The sequence below is a fragment of the Thermococcus profundus genome, from assembly GCF_002214585.1.
In the GTDB taxonomy this organism is placed as follows: domain Archaea; phylum Methanobacteriota_B; class Thermococci; order Thermococcales; family Thermococcaceae; genus Thermococcus; species Thermococcus profundus.
In genome coordinates, this window is sequence record NZ_CP014862.1 from 1,341,758 (window position 1) to 1,358,610 (window position 16,853).

At 54.5% G+C, this 16,853-nt stretch carries 21 protein-coding genes; 8 read left to right on the forward strand and 13 right to left on the reverse strand.

Going from position 1 to position 16,853, the window contains the following annotated elements; genetic code table 11:
• Positions 1-37: 37 nt before the first annotated feature.
• Positions 38-1,378, reverse strand: a complete 1,341-nt coding sequence (locus A3L09_RS07240; protein WP_157727217.1) for a hypothetical protein — start codon at positions 1,376-1,378, stop codon at positions 38-40.
• A gap of 365 nt (positions 1,379-1,743) precedes the next feature.
• On the opposite strand from A3L09_RS07240, the gene A3L09_RS07245 reads away from it, so the two are divergent.
• Positions 1,744-2,838 (forward strand): DUF835 domain-containing protein, encoded by a 1,095-nt coding sequence (locus tag A3L09_RS07245; RefSeq protein ID WP_088858313.1) that lies wholly within the window; start codon positions 1,744-1,746, stop codon positions 2,836-2,838.
• 401 nt (positions 2,839-3,239) lie between these two features.
• Here the strand turns inward: A3L09_RS07245 and A3L09_RS07250 are convergent, their stop codons facing one another.
• The 11 genes from A3L09_RS07250 to panB all read right to left on the reverse strand — a co-directional run bounded on the left by A3L09_RS07250 (position 3,240) and on the right by panB (position 8,844).
• Complete coding sequence (locus tag A3L09_RS07250; RefSeq protein WP_088858314.1) at positions 3,240-3,437, reverse strand: 30S ribosomal protein S27e; 198 nt, start codon at positions 3,435-3,437, stop codon at positions 3,240-3,242.
• Between the two features lie 4 nt (positions 3,438-3,441).
• On the reverse strand, positions 3,442-3,726 hold the full coding sequence (locus A3L09_RS07255; RefSeq protein ID WP_088858315.1) for a 50S ribosomal protein L44e: 285 nt from the start codon (positions 3,724-3,726) through the stop codon (positions 3,442-3,444).
• Positions 3,727-3,875: 149 nt separating this feature from the next.
• The gene (locus A3L09_RS07260) at positions 3,876-4,202 is read right to left on the reverse strand and encodes a hypothetical protein (RefSeq protein ID WP_088858316.1); all 327 of its coding nucleotides are present in this window, start codon (positions 4,200-4,202) and stop codon (positions 3,876-3,878) included.
• 10 nt (positions 4,203-4,212) lie between these two features.
• Positions 4,213-5,196 carry a DHH family phosphoesterase gene (locus A3L09_RS07265; protein WP_088858317.1) on the reverse strand — a complete coding sequence of 328 codons (984 nt, stop codon included), beginning with the start codon at positions 5,194-5,196 and terminating at the stop codon, positions 4,213-4,215.
• A complete protein-coding gene (locus tag A3L09_RS07270) occupies positions 5,193-5,564 on the reverse strand; it encodes a HEPN domain-containing protein (protein WP_232473500.1) in 372 nt (123 codons plus the stop codon). Before A3L09_RS07270 ends, A3L09_RS07265 begins: the two co-directional genes overlap by 4 nt.
• Before the next feature lie 4 nt (positions 5,565-5,568).
• Positions 5,569-5,895: a nucleotidyltransferase domain-containing protein gene (locus tag A3L09_RS07275; protein ID WP_232473617.1), complete on the reverse strand. Its 327-nt coding sequence runs from the start codon at positions 5,893-5,895 to the stop codon at positions 5,569-5,571.
• A 32-nt stretch (positions 5,896-5,927) separates the two neighbouring features.
• Positions 5,928-6,239 carry a DUF3194 domain-containing protein gene (locus A3L09_RS07280; RefSeq protein ID WP_088858319.1) on the reverse strand — a complete coding sequence of 104 codons (312 nt, stop codon included), beginning with the start codon at positions 6,237-6,239 and terminating at the stop codon, positions 5,928-5,930.
• Between the two features lie 32 nt (positions 6,240-6,271).
• Positions 6,272-6,625, reverse strand: coding sequence for a prefoldin subunit beta (locus A3L09_RS07285; RefSeq protein WP_088858320.1), 354 nt, complete (start codon positions 6,623-6,625; stop codon positions 6,272-6,274).
• 76 nt (positions 6,626-6,701) lie between these two features.
• Positions 6,702-6,986, reverse strand: a complete 285-nt coding sequence (gene pcc1, locus A3L09_RS07290) for a KEOPS complex subunit Pcc1 (RefSeq protein ID WP_088858321.1) — start codon at positions 6,984-6,986, stop codon at positions 6,702-6,704.
• Positions 6,923-7,570, reverse strand: coding sequence for a ribosomal biogenesis protein (locus tag A3L09_RS07295; RefSeq protein WP_088859025.1), 648 nt, complete (start codon positions 7,568-7,570; stop codon positions 6,923-6,925). The genes pcc1 and A3L09_RS07295 overlap by 64 nt, the downstream gene beginning before the upstream one ends.
• A gap of 419 nt (positions 7,571-7,989) precedes the next feature.
• A complete protein-coding gene (panB, locus tag A3L09_RS07300; protein WP_088858322.1) occupies positions 7,990-8,844 on the reverse strand; it encodes a 3-methyl-2-oxobutanoate hydroxymethyltransferase in 855 nt (284 codons plus the stop codon).
• 91 nt (positions 8,845-8,935) lie between these two features.
• Here panB and A3L09_RS07305 point away from each other — a divergent pair, with 91 nt between their 5' ends.
• The 6 genes from A3L09_RS07305 to A3L09_RS07330 are packed head-to-tail and all read left to right on the forward strand — an operon-like array spanning position 8,936 to position 12,957.
• Positions 8,936-9,196, forward strand: a complete 261-nt coding sequence (locus tag A3L09_RS07305; protein ID WP_088858323.1) for a ribbon-helix-helix protein, CopG family — start codon at positions 8,936-8,938, stop codon at positions 9,194-9,196.
• Positions 9,165-9,626: a type II toxin-antitoxin system VapC family toxin gene (locus A3L09_RS07310; RefSeq protein ID WP_088858324.1), complete on the forward strand. Its 462-nt coding sequence runs from the start codon at positions 9,165-9,167 to the stop codon at positions 9,624-9,626. The genes A3L09_RS07305 and A3L09_RS07310 overlap by 32 nt, the downstream gene beginning before the upstream one ends.
• A 1-nt stretch (position 9,627) precedes the next feature.
• Positions 9,628-10,056 carry an archease gene (locus tag A3L09_RS07315; RefSeq protein ID WP_088858325.1) on the forward strand — a complete coding sequence of 143 codons (429 nt, stop codon included), beginning with the start codon at positions 9,628-9,630 and terminating at the stop codon, positions 10,054-10,056.
• A gap of 9 nt (positions 10,057-10,065) precedes the next feature.
• A complete protein-coding gene (locus tag A3L09_RS07320) occupies positions 10,066-11,004 on the forward strand; it encodes a tRNA (cytosine(49)-C(5))-methyltransferase (protein ID WP_088858326.1) in 939 nt (312 codons plus the stop codon).
• Position 11,005: 1 nt separating this feature from the next.
• On the forward strand, positions 11,006-11,458 hold the full coding sequence (locus A3L09_RS07325) for a methyltransferase RsmF C-terminal domain-like protein (RefSeq protein ID WP_232473619.1): 453 nt from the start codon (positions 11,006-11,008) through the stop codon (positions 11,456-11,458).
• A gap of 59 nt (positions 11,459-11,517) precedes the next feature.
• Positions 11,518-12,957, forward strand: a complete 1,440-nt coding sequence (locus tag A3L09_RS07330) for an RtcB family protein (protein ID WP_088858328.1) — start codon at positions 11,518-11,520, stop codon at positions 12,955-12,957.
• 71 nt (positions 12,958-13,028) lie between these two features.
• Here A3L09_RS07330 and metG read toward each other — a convergent pair whose 3' ends face one another.
• Entirely contained in the window at positions 13,029-15,266 is a 2,238-nt protein-coding gene (metG, locus tag A3L09_RS07335) for a methionine--tRNA ligase (protein ID WP_088858329.1), read from the reverse strand.
• 232 nt (positions 15,267-15,498) lie between these two features.
• Here metG and rbcL point away from each other — a divergent pair, with 232 nt between their 5' ends.
• The gene (gene rbcL / locus A3L09_RS07340) at positions 15,499-16,833 is read left to right on the forward strand and encodes a type III ribulose-bisphosphate carboxylase (protein ID WP_088858330.1); all 1,335 of its coding nucleotides are present in this window, start codon (positions 15,499-15,501) and stop codon (positions 16,831-16,833) included.
• Positions 16,834-16,853: the final 20 nt, after the last annotated feature.

Here is a 16,853-nt window from a genome sequence, read left to right on the forward strand (position 1 = left end):
TCTAGAACTTCAAGAGAAAAGAAAGTTCAGATTAGGCTTACCAGAGCCCTTCATCGTCCTTTTTCAATCTCCTCCAGCCCCAGAACTTGAGGTCGTCCTCTATTTCGAGAAGAGCCTCCCTGTCTATAGCCAATATTGTGTCGCCGAGTTCGTTGATGAAGTACTCATCTCCATCATTCTCGACCCGGTATACTGTCCCGTCGCTGTCATAAACGTGGCGGTAGCCGGAGAGGACGTCGCTTATCTCTATGGTCTCGTGGTAGCTCTGGTTCAGATCCGCGTAGAAGTTCTCCATTATTCCCCTGTTGATCTCGTCGAACGTGGAGTGCACGATGGCCGAAATCTCGGCGTTGTGCCTCCTCATGCTGGCCAGCTCCTTCTGGAATATCCTGTTCATCTCCATGTTCATCGCCTGCATGTGGACGATGTAGGCGTTCATCCTGTAGGTCTCAAACTGTGGAAGAGGTTTGACCGAGGAGGCGATGCTCTGGACGATCGCCCTGTCAGTCCCGTAGTGGAAGGAAGCACCAGCACTGACCACTGAGAAGAAACCAACGCTGTTGAACAGCCCGTAATAGTCTCCCCAGAGGTAGAGACCATCCACCACGGCCTCGAAGCCCTCGCCGTTAAAGCCTTGAGCGGGCATGCCGAGGCTCATCAGCATCAGCCTCATCACGTTCTCATCGTAGGTGAAGCTCGAGAACTCCTGCAGGGAACCGTTGAGGTAGGGACTTATCTTTTCTATGAACTCCCTGCAGGAAAGGCTTGAGAGAGGAGGAATCGGCCCCGAGATGCTCCCAACGAGGAAGCCCTGGGTGTTGGAATAGGCCACCTCGGCCCTTCCAGCATATCCCTCATCCCACCTGACCTCGTAGAGCATCTCCGGAACGCCCCCAATCTCGAAGGGAATCTCCCTGACCTGGCTCCCCTCCGGGACGAGGATGGTAAGTGCCAGCATGCCGCGGTAGTGGAGGGTTCTCCTCTCAAAGGGCATTCTGTCCTCGACGGGACTGAGGCTCTCAACAACCGACCCAAATGCGTCGAGGTACTCCTCAAGCCTTTCCGCAGGAGCCGTCATGAGGATCCCAACGTTCCCGGAGCGCCTCAACACCGTCACGAAGTCCACGCCGAGCATGTTATGGGCAAAGAACTCCGTTGATTTGCCCTCGAACTTCTCAACACGATTCCCATCGCCGAGACTGTCGATGATCCTTTCTCTCAGGAGTTCAAATTCTTCGTCGTTTCTCATAAAGTAGAGAACCAGTGAAGCCAGCCTGTCAGTCACTCTAATGCTCCGCCCCTCCACTTTCACCTCCCAGGGCTCGGGAAGCTCCATCGAGAAGCCGTAGAAGACGTTCTCGTACTTCAAGTTCCCCACCGTTTTAATGTATGCACTCAGAAATTTTAAGACTTGGTTTGAAGCCATAAGTCAAACCCAGGGAGTTTCACATCGCAATATATCCAAATATCCACAGACATCATGCATGACTGAATAAAAGCCTCCCATGTCAACTCACTTACATATGCCGTTGACAATGCAAAAGTACTTCCTTGTGGGAACAAAGTTGACTTTGGAGTTCTTGCCGTTCTGGCGGCTCTCTTAGTAAACTGACCACATGAAGCTGAAGAGAGGATAACCCAACGAACTTTTCATCTGAGGCTCCTCTCAAAGGGCAACTCATCAAACTCACAAAGCTTTTTAACCAACTGTGCTATAACTCCCAAACAGGCGAGGCGAAAATTATGGTTGCCCCCAATGCTCTTGTGGTTTCAGAAGCTATAGCCGTTATGGCCGCAGACCTGTTTGCCTTCGGCATAGTTCTAAGGGCCTACCTCAGACACCGGCGGAGATCGGCGCTGATGTTTTCTCTGGCGTGGTTCTTTGATTTCCTAGCGATCGCGCTATCCTCTTCCGAAGGGACTCTTCAGGCCTTCGGCATACTGTCGTTCCCAGCCTTTTCCGCACTCCTCTTCGCAGGCGCAATCTACATGCTCCAAGAAGAGGGGATAGCTATAAACAGGAAAGCGCTCCTCTCCACTTCACCCGCACCCCTTATTTTCATGCTGTACCTCCTTGGGGTATACGCATACACCGGGGATCCAGAGTGGACGGCCACTGCCGCGGCGTCGCTGGGGATAACCGGGATGTTCGTAACCATGGCTGGGATTCTCCTGAGGGGTCTCGTGGAAATCTATCACAGCGCGGCCAGATATTTTTATATCGGTGTTATTCTCTTCGGCTTCCATCTCGTTCCAGCCGCCCTCTTCGGCAAGAGCGCGTGGTATGAGCCCATAGGGTTCTCCCTCTCCGCAGTCCTTATAATCACGATGGTGGCGGCAATCCTTAAGATGGTGCACTCGGAAACCTTTATCAAAGGCGTTCCAGAGGGAAAGATAGGAAAGGTCAACCTTGAACCCGGCGTTTTGATAGTAACCCCTGAGGAATACCGCAACATACAGACGAAGCTTTTGAACTTCCCGGTTCTGGCGTTTTTGAGGGACACCTCAAGGATATCAAAGCAGTGGAAGGTCTACTTCGTCACAAACGCCCCGTTCGGGGATAAAGGGAGCGAGAGCATACGTCCCACTGATCTGGCAAAGATAGGGGAGATGATATACCGCTACGTCAGTGAGATGAAGGAAAAAGGGCTCAGGGGAATTGTGGTAGTAGACTGTCTCGAGTACCTCATAATATACAACCACGAGGAAGGCTTTCTCAAGTTCATCTCCCAGGTCAGGGACTTTGTAGTCCTCAGCGGTGGAACGCTGATACTGGTAGTGGATCCCGAGAGCGTCGGGGAGAGGCTCATGGCCCAGCTTGAGAGGCTCCTCGCTTGAACACCACAACCTTTTATACCGTTCATCCTAACTTTCAATGCCCCTGCGCGAGGACCCCGGGGAGAATGAACCGGGGGGCGATGTGGGGGCAACAGCCCGGTCTCAGCGAGGTCCCCACGGGAGGGCCTTCCGCGTTACGGAGCACGATGACCGTGGGAAACCCAGACCGGGCACAATTCTGGCCCGCCTGGGTTAACCCGCCCGAGTTCTGCCGCTGGCTGCAGTGACGGCGGGGGTTACGGGCGGGCCACATTTCCGTAATTAAGTTTTTGAACTTTTGTAGAATTGTGGAATTATGTAAATGGTGATAAGGTAATTGAAGGCTGTTTATACCAAAGAACCGATTCCTGCAAAGCCTGTGGGACTCCAACATGAAAAATCAGGGGAGAAGAGAAAGAGGTTCACTCAAGAACCTCGAGGATCTTGGCCTTGATTATGCCCTTTCCGCCAGTCGGCTCGACAAGGGTGGCACCGCAGACGAGGCAGCGGACCTTGGTTGAAGGATTGCTGAAGACTATCTGCTCGTTGCCGCAGTCGATGCACTTAACGCGGAGGAACCTGCTCCTCGGCATCGGGATGAGGTTCTTCGGAAGGGCCATCTCTTCACACCTCCACCAGCTCAAACTTCTTCACACGGAAGCCCTGTCCCCTGGTGTGGGCCTTGCCGCAGACGGTACACCTGAAGCGCAGGTCGAGCTTCTTGACCGGCTTCTCCCTTCCGGCCGGGTTCGGCCTCGGGAAACCGCGGTAGCCCTTCATAATCCTTCTGAATCTCCTCTGGCCCTGGCTGAGCTCGCTCCTCGGCCTCTTCTTGACCTTCTCGACCTTGTGGATCGTGTGCTTCTTACAGTAGGGGCAGTAAGTCCTTATCTTCTTCGGGTACTTCATTCTCTCACCTCCGAGAGCGGCCCGGTGGGCTCCTACTCGCCCCGGCCTCGGACACCCCCGAGCCATGAGGCATGATAGCGCCTGCAGGCATCGGTAAGTGGGAGGCTTTAAAAAGTTTTGTGGATCCCGAGTAAAACCATCAGTAAACTTCAACCTCTCATCTTCTCGTCCCACTTCTCAAGCATCGTATCCAGCGCGAGCAGACTGTTGAGCCTCAGCCTGACCTTCCCCTTCTCCCAGTCGATCGAGCCCTTGAACTCGTTGAGGAGCTCAAACACCTTCTCCGCCTCTTTCTCGGGCAGATTCCTCCCGTAGAACTCCTCCCCGCAGTGGGGACACTTGAAGACGAAGCCCCTGAAGCTGGCAAGGAACTTCTCCCTGTCTTTAAGGGTTTCCTCGTTGAGGCCCTTCTCGATCATCTGGTTTATCAGTTCTGCCCAGTCCAGTGAGCTTCCGCAGAGCGGGCACTTGGCCATTCCAACCACCTCAACCGTTTTTGGAAAGGAACTTCTCAATCTCCCTCACTATCAGCTTGATGGCTTCATCGAGGTTCTTCTTCCCGTTGGCGCCGGCGGCTCCAGCGTGTCCACCGCCGGAGCCCTCAATGACGTCTCCAACTTTCTCCATAATCTTCCCGAGGTGCAGGCCCTTTTTAACCAGGCTCTCCTTTGCCCTCGCCGAGATCCTGACCCCCTTCTTCTCGCTCCCGACTATCGAGACGTCCGCCCCGAGCTGGAGGAAGATCTTGCAGGCGTAGGACTCGTACGCGGAAACCTTCGAAACTGCGATTATGTGCCCCTTGAACTTCCTGATCTCCAATCTCTGACAGGCCTTCAGCACGGCCATCCTCTTGGCGTTGTCCAGGTTCTCATCGCTCACGGGGGCAACGAGCTGGAAGATCTCCCCCATCTGAATCGGGAAGGCATCAAGCATCTCACCTACCGCCTTAAACGTCATTGAGTTCGCGAACCTGAAATTGGCCGTATCAGTCACTATCCCCGCGAGAAGGGCCTTAATGGAGGCCTCATCAGCAAATCCGAGGTACTTAAAGAGATCCCACACGATTTCAGCCGTGGAAGTACGGGTCGAGTCCACGACAGAGATATCCGCTTTTATTGGGTTCTCCTTCTCGATGTGGTGATCTATAAGGACCGTAAACTTATCCTCAGGGATCTCGATCGGTTCAAGCTGCTCCAACGAGGAGGTGTCGAATATGATCACGACGTCCTCATCGACGGAGGGGTTCTTCTCAACGGGAACCGGAGAAAGCGTGAGAAGCCTCTTGGCGTAGGAAGAAACGCTTTGAGCAACCCCAATCCTAACCTTTTCAACTCCTCTAGCATTCAGAAAGCGGGCAAAGGCTACGGCAGAGCCGAGGGAATCCGGATCGGCGTTGTGATGGCAGAGCAGGAGGAAAGATTTGTCTCCGGCGGTTTCAAGGAAGCGCCTGAGCTTTATCTTGCCCCTCATTTCAACTCCTCCAAGGCTTTTTCTATCCTCTCCACGAACCTTCTGGCCTCTTCCGCTATCTCCTCCGCTTCTTCAAAGGTGGGCCTGAAGGTTGAGTCGTAGTCTGCCCGCTCTCTTAGACTCTCGGCCAGGGCGAGGGCTTTGGCATAGTATGTCTCAACCATGCCACTCTTCACGAATTCAAGGCCAAATTTTGCTATGACTCCCCGGTGACTCTTCGTGACGATACCTTTGGCCCTGAGGAGCGCACTGGCAGCGTAAAACATGGCGTAATAAGCCCTGCTCATTGAGTCTCGGTAGAGGCCGTTTTCAAGGAGCAACTCCGCCGCATTGAGGGATTCATGGGCATGTTCCATGAGAATGGCCACCTCTTCACTGACCAAGTGAAACTCCCTCCCTGCGGATGTTGGTGTAGAAAGCGGTGTTGATGTCCTTCATGAGCTCAAACTCCGAAAGACTCACGACTTTGGCCGAAACGTAAACACCATATTTCAGAAGGTATCCCACAACCAGATCGGAGATCCTCTTTTGAATCTCCCAAGGATCAGCATCAACAACAACAAGAACGTCGATATCGCTGTCGCTTCCATAATCCCCTCTGGCCACAGAGCCGAAGAGTATTATGTCCCTGACAAGGTTTCCGAAGGATTTCTTGACGTCCTCTGCAAACTTTTCCGCTACACCATGATAGTCCATCATAGTCACCAATGTAATTTATTTTCCACGATGATTTAATCCTTTCCTGCAATCTCCCTCAGCCGCTTCTCAACGGCCGCGTAGGCTTTCTCAACGGCCTCATCTATTAGGGCATCCACGTCCACCCTAACAAAGACGGGAACCTCAAGGTAGACCTCGATCTCAAGGTCGAGGGTCTCTCCCCTGTTTATCCTCGCGGTCACTTCGATGTCCTTCACTTCGCTCTTGTTCAACGCGTCAAAGACGTGCTTTATCACGACTTCCTGGGCCAGCTCTCCGATTTCAACAAGCTGATCCTCGCTCAGCTCCGGAAGGCCGATGTGAATAACACGCTTGCCCTCCCCCACTTCCGATCCTCCCCCAAGGGTAAGAAAAGGGATCAGCCCGCAACAGGCTGCCGGAGAGCGCTCTGTATCTGAGCGGTGAGCTCCTTGAGCTTCTCGTTGAGCTTCTTCTCCTGCCTCTCAAGGGCGTTGAGGCGAACCTCAAGGGTCTCCACCTTCTCCTTGAGCTCCTGAACGGCCTTCTCCTTCTCTGTCTTCACTATGAGGGTTCCAACGGTCTTGTATATCACCGCGTCGTCCGGGAGCTTCTCGATCTCCTCAAGGGCCTTCTTCGCCTCAGTGAGCTCTGCCTGCACCTTCCCCTTCTGCTGGACGACGAGCTGGAGCTGCTGCTGATAACCCTCAAACTGCCCGAGCATGGCCTGGACCTGCGGCGGAATGTTCTGCATAACCAACACCTCCGTAATCGTGATCTCGGGTTAGAATAAGGGGGAGGCTTTAAATAGTTTCGGTGGCTTCCGAGCCTCAGATCTCAAGGGAATCGATGGCGACTTTTATCCAGCGGAGGTAGGAGTTCAGCGTTCCCCTGAGGGCGGAGTTGTCTTTGGCGAGGAAGCGGATCACCACCTTTTTTCCATCGAGAAGGAACTCAATCCTGCTCCGCCTGTACGGGACGCTCTCATGCTCGTACAGGACGCTTTCGTAAACAATCCTAGCTATATCCTCGCTTGGAAAAGAGAGTTCGATCACTCCCTCGATCGGCCAGTTCTCCTCTGGGGCTTTATTCCTAGACTCTCCTTGTAGTCCCATCTCCTTCCGTCCTCCATTATCCATATCTTGACGCTTATCAAGGGGCCGACGGGGTTCTCCTTGCTGACGTCGAAGCGGTAGAAGTTAACGGCCATGCCGCGCGGGTGCCTCTCTATAACACCCAGAACGTCGGTGCCGTACCTGTCTGCTATCCCAGTGAGGGAGCGCTCCCTCCTCGGAACGAAGGTCCCGCCGGTGAGCTCGGCGAAGGCCTGGGCGAAGGCGACGTGATCAAGCCCAACACGCTTTGCGGTGGTGACAACGAAGGGCATCTCCTCCCTGATGGGGCGCACCTCCCTGAACCCCATCTCCCTCTGGAGCTTTATACCGTGGAGGTAGAGGTAGCCCAGGTAGCCCCAGTCCTCGGGGTCGACCTTTATGAACGTCATCTTTAGGGGGTTTCCCTTCCACACATTGACTATCAAAAGCCTCTCGTAGTTCCTGTCGTAGGCCTCCATGAGGAGGTCGTGGATGGTCTTCTTGCCCCTGGTTAAGTAGAGTGAATTGGGGAAGACCTTCTCTAGGTCGTGCCCGAAGCTCCTCGTCCTCCTGGTGGGTCGGTGGGATGTCGTTATCAGCATCATGGCATTCCTTAGCTCAGGGACATGGTTAAAAAGCTTTTTCATGTTCTACTGCGAGATTTTTATCCCCCAGGGGGACCTCTCAGCATAGACGCTGAAGCCGCGGGAACCCTCCTAGACCTGGGCGGGATGCTCCTCTACGGCCTAGAGCCCGTCGTGATAAAGCCGAACCTTCCAACCCCCTCAGCTTTGCTTTCTTTGCCTCGGTGATCCTCTGGACCCTTGCCCTTTCCAGAGGCGGTGCCGAAAAGATAAGGACTGGAAGAACCCCCGGAGCAGTGAGGGCAAAAAGCGAGCTCAGAACTTGAGATATGCTCTGACAAAAGGAACAAAGAAACCCCTAATCCAAAGCGTCTCCTAGTGGGATCGTATGTCGTCCCCAGAATTCATCTGTTCTCCCCCCACCCCCGCACCGCAGAGCATCACTCGTCCTCTAGCCTTTCAAGGGCATTCCTCTTCTTCCTCTCAAAGTCGTCCTTGTCAAGGAACTCCCAGTAGTGCTCTTTAGCAGGGAACTTCTCCTCCTTTACCTCCTCACGGTAGCTCTCGAGGGCAAGCCGGATTATGCTCGCTAAATCGGTGTATTTCCTAACGAAGGGCGGGACTTCCTCGTAGATTCCGAGAAGGTCGTGCCAGACGAGAACCTGACCGTCAACCCACGGACCGGAGCCTATGCCGATTGTCGGGATCGAAACCTCCTCCGTGACGAGCTTTGCCACATCCGCCAGCGTGAACTCGAGGACAACAGCGAAGGCACCCGCCTTCTCAAGGGCCTTGGCATCGCGCAGGATTTCCTCAATTTCATCCTCTGTCTCGCCCATGAGCCTATAACCGCCGAGGCGAAGGTAGCGCTGCGGGGTTAGGCCGGTGTGTCCCATAACGGGAATACCCATGCGGACGAGCTTCCTAACGAGCTTCCTGTGGTCGTAGCCGCCCTCTATCTTTACCGCATCCGCCCCCGCCTGGATAAGTCTGACCGCGTTCTTAACGCCCTCCTCAACGCTGATCTCATAGCTCCCGAAGGGCATGTCCGCCAGAACAAGCGCCCTCTTAACGGCCCTCGCCACAGCCCGCGTGTGAAATACCATCTGCTCCATGCTCACGTTGAGGGTGTTGGGCTCGCCGTAGACGACCATTCCCAGGGAGTCTCCAACGAAGACTATGTCCATCCCGGCTTTGTCAGCGAGAAGACCAGAGGGGTAATCGTAAGCCGTCACCATCGCTATCTTTTCCCGCCCCTTCATCTCGATTATCCTTCTCGGCGTTATCTCCCTCATGCCACCACCCACACCATTTCGACGGCGGTCTAATTAACGGTTTCGATGGGTTTATATATACCGATGTAGGTAAATACCGACAGGTGAGAGCATGGGTAAGGTCAAAACGAGCGTATACATCGATGAGGAGCTGTGGAAGGAGTTTAAAGAGCTTGCCCAAAGAGAGAACAGGGAGGTAAGCAAGCTTCTCGAGGAATCTCTTATGAACTACCTCATAAATGAGGTTCTTAAGGACGTTGATGACTCAAAAATCCCACTGTGGTTCGAGCCTCTGGACGTTCCCAAGGAGGACAGCGGAAAGCTCGTGAGGGAGATGCGGGATGAGAGGGAGAAGCGTCTACTTGGACAGTAGTGCCATCCTGAAGAGGTATCTAAATGACGAGTACAGCGAGATCGTGGAGGAAATATTCAAATCAGCTTACAGAGGAGAGGTAAAGCTTGCCTTCAGCTTCTGGAACATTGGAGAGGCTCTCGGCATCTTTGACAAGAGACTTAGGCGCGGCACCCTCAATCCCGAGGATTATCGGTTCATCAAAACTGCCTTTCTCGCGGAAGTGAAGCGCTTTACCCGGCTGGGAGTCCTTGAGATAGTACCCGTTCATTCTCTTCTTTTGGCTGATGCATGGAAGCTAATTGAGAAGTACCACATCTACCAGGCAGACGCCCTCCAGATAGTCTCAGCAAAGCGCGTTAATGCTTCAGAATTTTACACAGCTGACAGGAGACTCCACAATGCGGCCCTAAACGAGGGATTGAACTCTAATCTCCTTGGGGGTGAATAAAATGAGAAAATGGGAACACTACGAGCATACCGCAGATATAGGCGTTCGCGGTTACGGTTCAACGCTGGAGAAGGCCTTTGAGGCCGTTGCCCTCGGCCTCTTCGACGTTATGGTGGACGTGGGGAAGGTTGAGCCTAAGGAGTGCAGGGAAGTTGAGGTCGAAGAGGAAGACCTTGAGGCACTCCTCTACAGCTTCCTTGAGGAGCTTTTGGTTCTCCACGACATGGAGGGACTGGTTTTCGGGGACGTCAAAGTGAGCATCGAGAAGACTGAAGAAGGTTACAAGCTCAAGGCTAAGGCCTGTGGCGAGCCTTTGGACTTAGAAAAGCACAATCCCAAAGAGGAGGTCAAAGCCATAACATACCACGACATGAGGATTGAAAAGCTTCCTGACGGTGGATGGATGGCTCAGTTCGTTCCGGATCTGTGAGGTGTTGGGATGAGCGCGAGGGACGTTATTAAAGAGACCAATCCCGCTTTCTATGAAAGGTATTCCAGGATTGAGGACAGCGATGAGTTCTGGGAGTTCATAATCAAGCCTCTACGTCAGAGCATCAGGGTGAACACACTAAAGGCACCGCTCGAAGTGGTAGTTGAGAGACTTAGTGAGGAGTTCGAGCTTGAACCGATCCCCTGGGTCAAGGAGGGCTTCTTCATAAACGTGGACAGTCTCGCGAAGATTCCGGAGCACGGTTTAGGAGTCGTCTTCGGCCAAGAGGCCAGCTCGATGATACCGCCGGTTGTTCTCGACCCCAAGCCAGGGGAGCTTGTCTTGGATATGGCGGCGGCGCCTGGATCAAAGACAGGACAGATAGCCCAGTACATGGAAAACGAAGGGTGCATAATAGCCAACGACCCCCAGATCAGCAGGGCCAACGTCCTCATGGCGAACCTCAACAGGATGGGCGTTCTTATAGCCAGGGTGACGATTAGGGACGGTGCCAGCTTCGCCCGCTTTGAGAACACCTTTGATAGGGTCCTCCTCGATGCTCCGTGCTCCTCTGTGGGAATGATACGGAAGAGGTGGAAGTTCCTGACCGAATGGCGCGAGAAGGCCGTTATCCGTTATATGAACATCCAGAAGAGGCTCATCCTGGCGGGATACAGGGCCCTAAAGCCAGGCGGAGTAATGGTATACTCCACCTGCACCATAGATCCGCTGGAGAACGAGGAGGTCGTCGACTACCTCCTGAGAAAGACGGACGCAAAGCTTGAGAAGATAGATCTGCAGGTTAAGACGAGCGAACCCGTCCTCGAATGGGAGGGAAAAGAGTACTCGGAGGATCTGAAGAAAGCTTTGAGGATCCACCCGAACGACAACGACACCGAGGCGTTCTTCATTGCAAAAATCGTTAAGCCGGGTGATGGCGGTGAATGAAGTGCAGAGAAAGTTCACAAATCCGCGGGAGGAGATAGGGAAAACCCCAGATACAGAGCTCGTTAAGAGACTCCTCATCGAGAACTACGGTCATGCTCCAGACCTGGTGTACCTCATCAGGGGCAATCACCAGAAGGTTTACGCCAGAAAGCCCTGCCCTCTCGAAATAAAAAGCGACGGCTGGCTCTACTTCGGAAGGATCGAGAGCGACGGAATAAGGCTGAGCATCGAGGGGAGCTTTCTCGTCGGGCCGAAAGCAACGAAGAACGTGGTTGAACTTGGCGATGATATGGCCAGGAGGTACTTAGCTGGAGAGAGTGTGGAAATTGAGAACAAAGAACTCCACGGCTGGGTGATAGTGAAGTGGCGCTCCTACTACCTCGGCTCGGCGAAGGCAAAGGAGGGAAGGTTGATAAACTACGTGCCTAAGGAGAGGAGGCTGAGGGTTGAGTAACGATTTTGTTCCTCGAAACCTTAAAATAACTTTAGGGCGACCTAAGAGGGGGTGAGAGGATGGTACCGCTGAAGAGGATAGACAAGATCCGCTGGGAGATACCGAAGTTCGACAGGAGGATGCGCGTCCCCGGAAGGGTCTACGCCGACGACGCTCTAATCGAGAAGATGAAGAACGATCGGACGCTTGAACAGGCGGCGAACGTCGCCATGCTCCCGGGCATCTACAAGTACTCCATCGTAATGCCGGACGGACACCAGGGCTACGGCTTCCCAATCGGCGGAGTGGCGGCCTTTGACGCAAAGGAGGGTGTAATAAGCCCCGGAGGAGTCGGCTACGACATTAACTGCGGCGTCAGACTCATCAGAACTAACCTAACCAAGGATGAAGTCAGACCGAGGATCAGGGAGCTCGTTGATACCCTCTTCAAGAACGTCCCAAGCGGACTGGGAAGCAAAGGCCGTGTGAGACTCCACTGGACCCAGCTTGATGATGTCCTCGCCGACGGAGCCAAGTGGGCAGTTGACAACGGCTACGGCTGGAAGGAAGATTTGGAGCACCTTGAAGAGGGCGGAAGGATGGAGGGAGCAAATCCGGAAGCTGTCAGCCAGAAGGCGAAGCAGAGGGGTGCACCCCAGCTCGGCTCCCTCGGCTCAGGAAACCACTTCCTTGAGGTTCAGTATGTTGACAAGATCTACGATGAGAAGATAGCCAAGGCGTACGGCCTCTTTGAGGGACAGGTTGTGGTCATGGTTCACACCGGAAGCAGGGGTCTTGGCCATCAGGTCGCGAGCGACTACCTAAGGATAATGGAGAAGGCCAACCGGAAGTACGGAATTCCCTGGCCGGACAGGGAGCTTGTGAGCGTCCCGTTCCAGAGCGAGGAGGGGCAGAGATACTTCAGCGCAATGAAGGCAGCGGCAAACTTCGCGTGGGCCAACAGGCAGATGATAACCCACTGGGTCAGGGAGAGCTTCGAGGAGGTCTTCAAGCGTAAAGCTGAGGACATGGAGATGGAGATCGTCTACGACGTCGCCCACAACATAGCCAAGCTTGAGGAGCACGAGGTTGATGGAAGGAAGGTGAAAGTTGTAGTCCACAGGAAGGGTGCAACGAGGGCCTTTCCGGCAGGCCATCCGGACGTTCCAAAGGCCTACCGCGACGTCGGCCAGCCCGTCCTCATCCCAGGCTCAATGGGTACCGCAAGCTACGTCCTCGCTGGAGCTGAGGGCTCGATGAAGGAAACCTTCGGAAGCTCCTGTCACGGAGCTGGCAGGCTGTTGAGCAGAAAAGCTGCCACACGGCAGTACCGCGGCGACAGGCTCAGGAACGAGCTGGCGCAGAAGGGAATCTACGTAAGGGCCGCCTCCCTTCGTGTTGTCGCAGAGGAAGCCCCCGGTGCCTACAAGAGCGTAGACAACGTCGTCAACACCGTCCACGAGGCAGGGATAGCGAACCTCGTTGCTAGAATGAGGCCGATGGGAGTTGCGAAGGGCTGATGCCCTTTTTTGAGCTTTTTTGACATTTTCTTCTATTTCTGAGAACAAGAGAAGAAAAGAAGGAAAAGGGTTCACCTTATCCTTGAGCCAAGCTTGACCTCCTTGTCCGGCATGAGCAGGGCGACGTTCTCGCCGTCGTCCGCAGCGAGGAGCATTCCCTGGCTTTCTACTCCTCTAAGCTTCTTGGGCTCGAGGTTGGCTATGATGACGACGTAGTGGTTGAGCAACTCCTCGGGCTTGTAGTACTTCTTGAGCCCGGCAACGAGCTGCCTGACCTCGTCTCCAAGGTCGACCTTGACGAGGTAGAGCCGGTCCGCGTTGGGGTGGTCCTTGACCTCTATTATCTTTCCAACCCTCAAATCGAGCTTGGCGAACTCATCAAAGCTGATATACTCCATCTTCTTACCCTCCTTGGCTTTCTCCTTCTTCTGGGGAGCCTTAGCTTTTTCGGCCTTCTCAGCCTTTCCGCCCTTTGAAGGGGCCTCCCCGTATATGCTCTTGAGGAGCGCGAGGGCCTCTTCCTCCCTCTTCTCCCCGAAGCGCTCTAAGATTACCTTAAAGACGTCGTCTCTCTTGTAGTACTTGTCGAGGAGTATCCTTGCGCTGGCGGGGTTGCCCCTGCCGATGTAGTTCACGATGAAGTGGATTATCTCCTCGTCGGTGACCTTTCTGAACATTGGGGTGGCCTTTCTCACGCGGTGTCCGGCCGGAAGCTCGGTGAACTCCCACTTCTTGAGCTCCTCAAGGTTGAGGAGGTGCCATATCTTCTCACTTGCATCCGGCAGGAACGGCTCGAGGAGTATTCCGAGTGCCTTGACTATCTGGAGCGAGACGTTGACGGTCGTCGCAGTCCTCTCGCGGTCGGTCTTGGCGGTCTTCCATGGCTTCTGGTAATCGAAGTAGCGGTTTCCGAAAATGGCCAGCTCCATAACACGCTTGAGCGCGTCCTTGAAGCGGTAGCTAGCTATGAGCTCGCCAGTCTCCTTAAAGGCCTTCTCTATCTCCTCAAAGGCCTGCTTGTCCAGCTCGTTCAGTTCACCCCTCTCCGGAACCTTTCCATCGAAGTAGCGGTTCACGAAGGTCATGGCCCTGTGCACAAAGTTTCCGAGGTTGTTCACGAGCTCCTCGTTTATCTTGCTCTTGAAGTCGGCGAAGTTAAAGTCAGAATCCCTCGTCTCGGGCATTATGGCGGTGAGGTAGTAGCGGAGGTAATCGGCTGGAAACGCATCCAGGAACTCGTGGACCCATATCGCCCAGTTCCTGCTCGTTGAGAACTTCTTGCCCTCGAGGTTGAGGTACTCGTTGGCGGGGATGTCGTAGGGCAGGTTCCACTCGGCCTCGACTTCATCGTCCTTGTACTTGCCGTAGGCCATCAGGAAGGCGGGCCAGAATATCGCGTGGAAGGGAACGTTATCCTTTCCGATGAAGTGGATGACCTTGGTCTGACCGTCGAGGTTGAGCCAGAACTTCTTCCACTCGTTCTCCCTTCCTTCCCTCTTCAGGTGCTCGATGGTGATGCTGATGTAGCCGATCGGGGCCTCGAACCAGACGTAGAGGACCTTTCCCTTAACGTCTTCGTCGTCGAGCGGAACCGGGATACCCCAGTCGAGGTCGCGCGTCATGGCCCTCTCTTCGAGACCCTCGTTTATCCAGCCGAGGACTGTGTTGCGCACGTTCGGCTTCCAGTGCTCCTGACTCTCGACCCACTTCTTGAGTCTCTCCTGGAAGTCCCCCATGCGGATGTAGTAGTGCGCCGAGTCCTTAAAGGTGATCGGGTTGCCGCAGATGTTGCAGCGGGGGTTGATGAGGATTTCGGGCGTTAGCGGGTGACCGCAGACCTCACACTGGTCGCCTCTCTGGTTTTCCGCCCCACAGTAGGGGCACGTTCCGATGACATACCTATCCGGCAGGAACATCTTGTCGTGCTCGCAGTAGGCCTGCTTGCTCACCTTTTTTACCAGATGACCGTTCTCAAGGGCCTTGAGGAAGAACTCCTGGCTTACCCGGTAGTGGACGGGAAGTTCAGTCCTTCCGAAGTAGTCGAAGCTTATCTTTGCCCTCTCGAAGGTGGTCTTTATGTGCTCGTGGAACTCGTCAACAATCTCCCTCGGGCTTCTGCCTTCCTTGAGCGCGCGGAAGGTTATCGGCGTTCCATGCTCGTCCGTTCCGCAGACGAAGAGAACCTCCTCACCCTTCAGGCGGAGGTAGCGCACGAAGATGTCCGCTGGCAGATAGGCTCCAGCTAAATGCCCCGCGTGAATCGGCCCGTTAGCGTAAGGCAACGCCGATGTGACCATGTACCTGACCATTTTAACCACCGTCCGGCAGTGGGTTCCCTCCCTTATAAGCCCTGCGGGTTTTAAACATTACGGTGGGTTATTAAGATAGGGAGAAAATATGCAGGGTTTGATATATAGCAGAAGCGACTCATGGAGCGATCCTGAGGGACCCAAAAATTAATAAGTATTGCTTTCCAATTTTCATGCCCGTAAACCGGAAGGCTTAATAGTTAGGAGACCCTAATTAGAGGGAGGTGTGAAAATGCCCGAGAAGTTTGACAAAATATATGACTACTATGTGGACAAGGACTACGAGCCCAACCGGAAAAGGGACGTCGTGGCCGTTTTTAGGATGACTCCGGCTAAAGGATACACCATCGAGCAGGCAGCCGGAGCAGTTGCCGCTGAGAGCTCTACTGGAACGTGGACGACGCTCTACCCCTGGTACGAGCACGAGAGATGGGCCGACATGTCGGCCAAGGCATACCACTTCACGGACATGGGCGACGGTAGCTGGATAGTGAGAATAGCCTATCCGGAGCACATCTTTGAGGAGGGCAACATGCCCGCTTTCCTTGCGAGTGTGGCTGGAAACGTCTTCGGAATGAAGCGCGTCGAGTGGCTCCGCCTCGAGGACATCTACCTCCCGGAGAAGTTCCTGCGCAACTATCCCGGTCCGCAGTTCGGTATCGAGGGCGTCAGAAAGAAGCTCGAGATCTATGACAGGCCGCTCTACGGTGTCGTTCCCAAGCCCAAGGTTGGCTACTCCCCGGAGGAGCTCTACAAGCTCGCCCTCGACCTGTACACTGGAGGGGCTGACTACATCAAGGACGACGAGAACCTGACCAGCCCTTGGTACAACCGCTTCGAGGAGCGCGTTAAGGTCGTCACCAAGGCCATGGAGAAGGCAGAAGCAGAGACGGGCGAAAAGAAGACCTGGTTCGCCAACATAACCTCCCCGATACTCGAGCTTGAGAACAGGCTTGAGATACTCGCTGAATACGGCGTTCCTCACGCGATGGTCGATGTGGTTGTCCTTGGATGGGGCGTCCTCGACTACATAAGGGACCTCGCCGAGGACTACGGCATAGCCCTCCACGCCCACAGGGCGATGCACACGGCCTTTGCCCGCTACAAGTACCACGGCATCTCGATGTTCGTCCTTGCCAAGCTCTACAGGGTCATCGGCGTTGACCAGCTCCACATCGGAACTGCCGGAGCCGGCAAGATGGAGGGCGAGAAGTGGGAGGTAATCCAGTACAAGCGCATAATCACCGAGGACCACTACGTTCCCGATGAAAACGACGTCTTCCACCTCGAGCAGAAGTTCTACCACATAAAGCCCGTCTTCCCGACGAGCTCCGGTGGATTGCACCCCGGCAACATCCAGCCCGTTATAGAGGCCCTCGGAAAGGACATCGTCCTCCAGCTCGGCGGCGGAACCATGGGTCACCCGGACGGGCCGAAGGCCGGAGCCATGGCCGTGAGGCAGGCGATAGACGCCATAATGCAGGGAATACCGCTGGATGAGTATGCTAAGACCCACAAGGAGCTCGCAAGAGCACTGGAGAAGTGGGGCCACGTCACGCCGGTCTGACGGGTTCTTTCTCCTCCTAT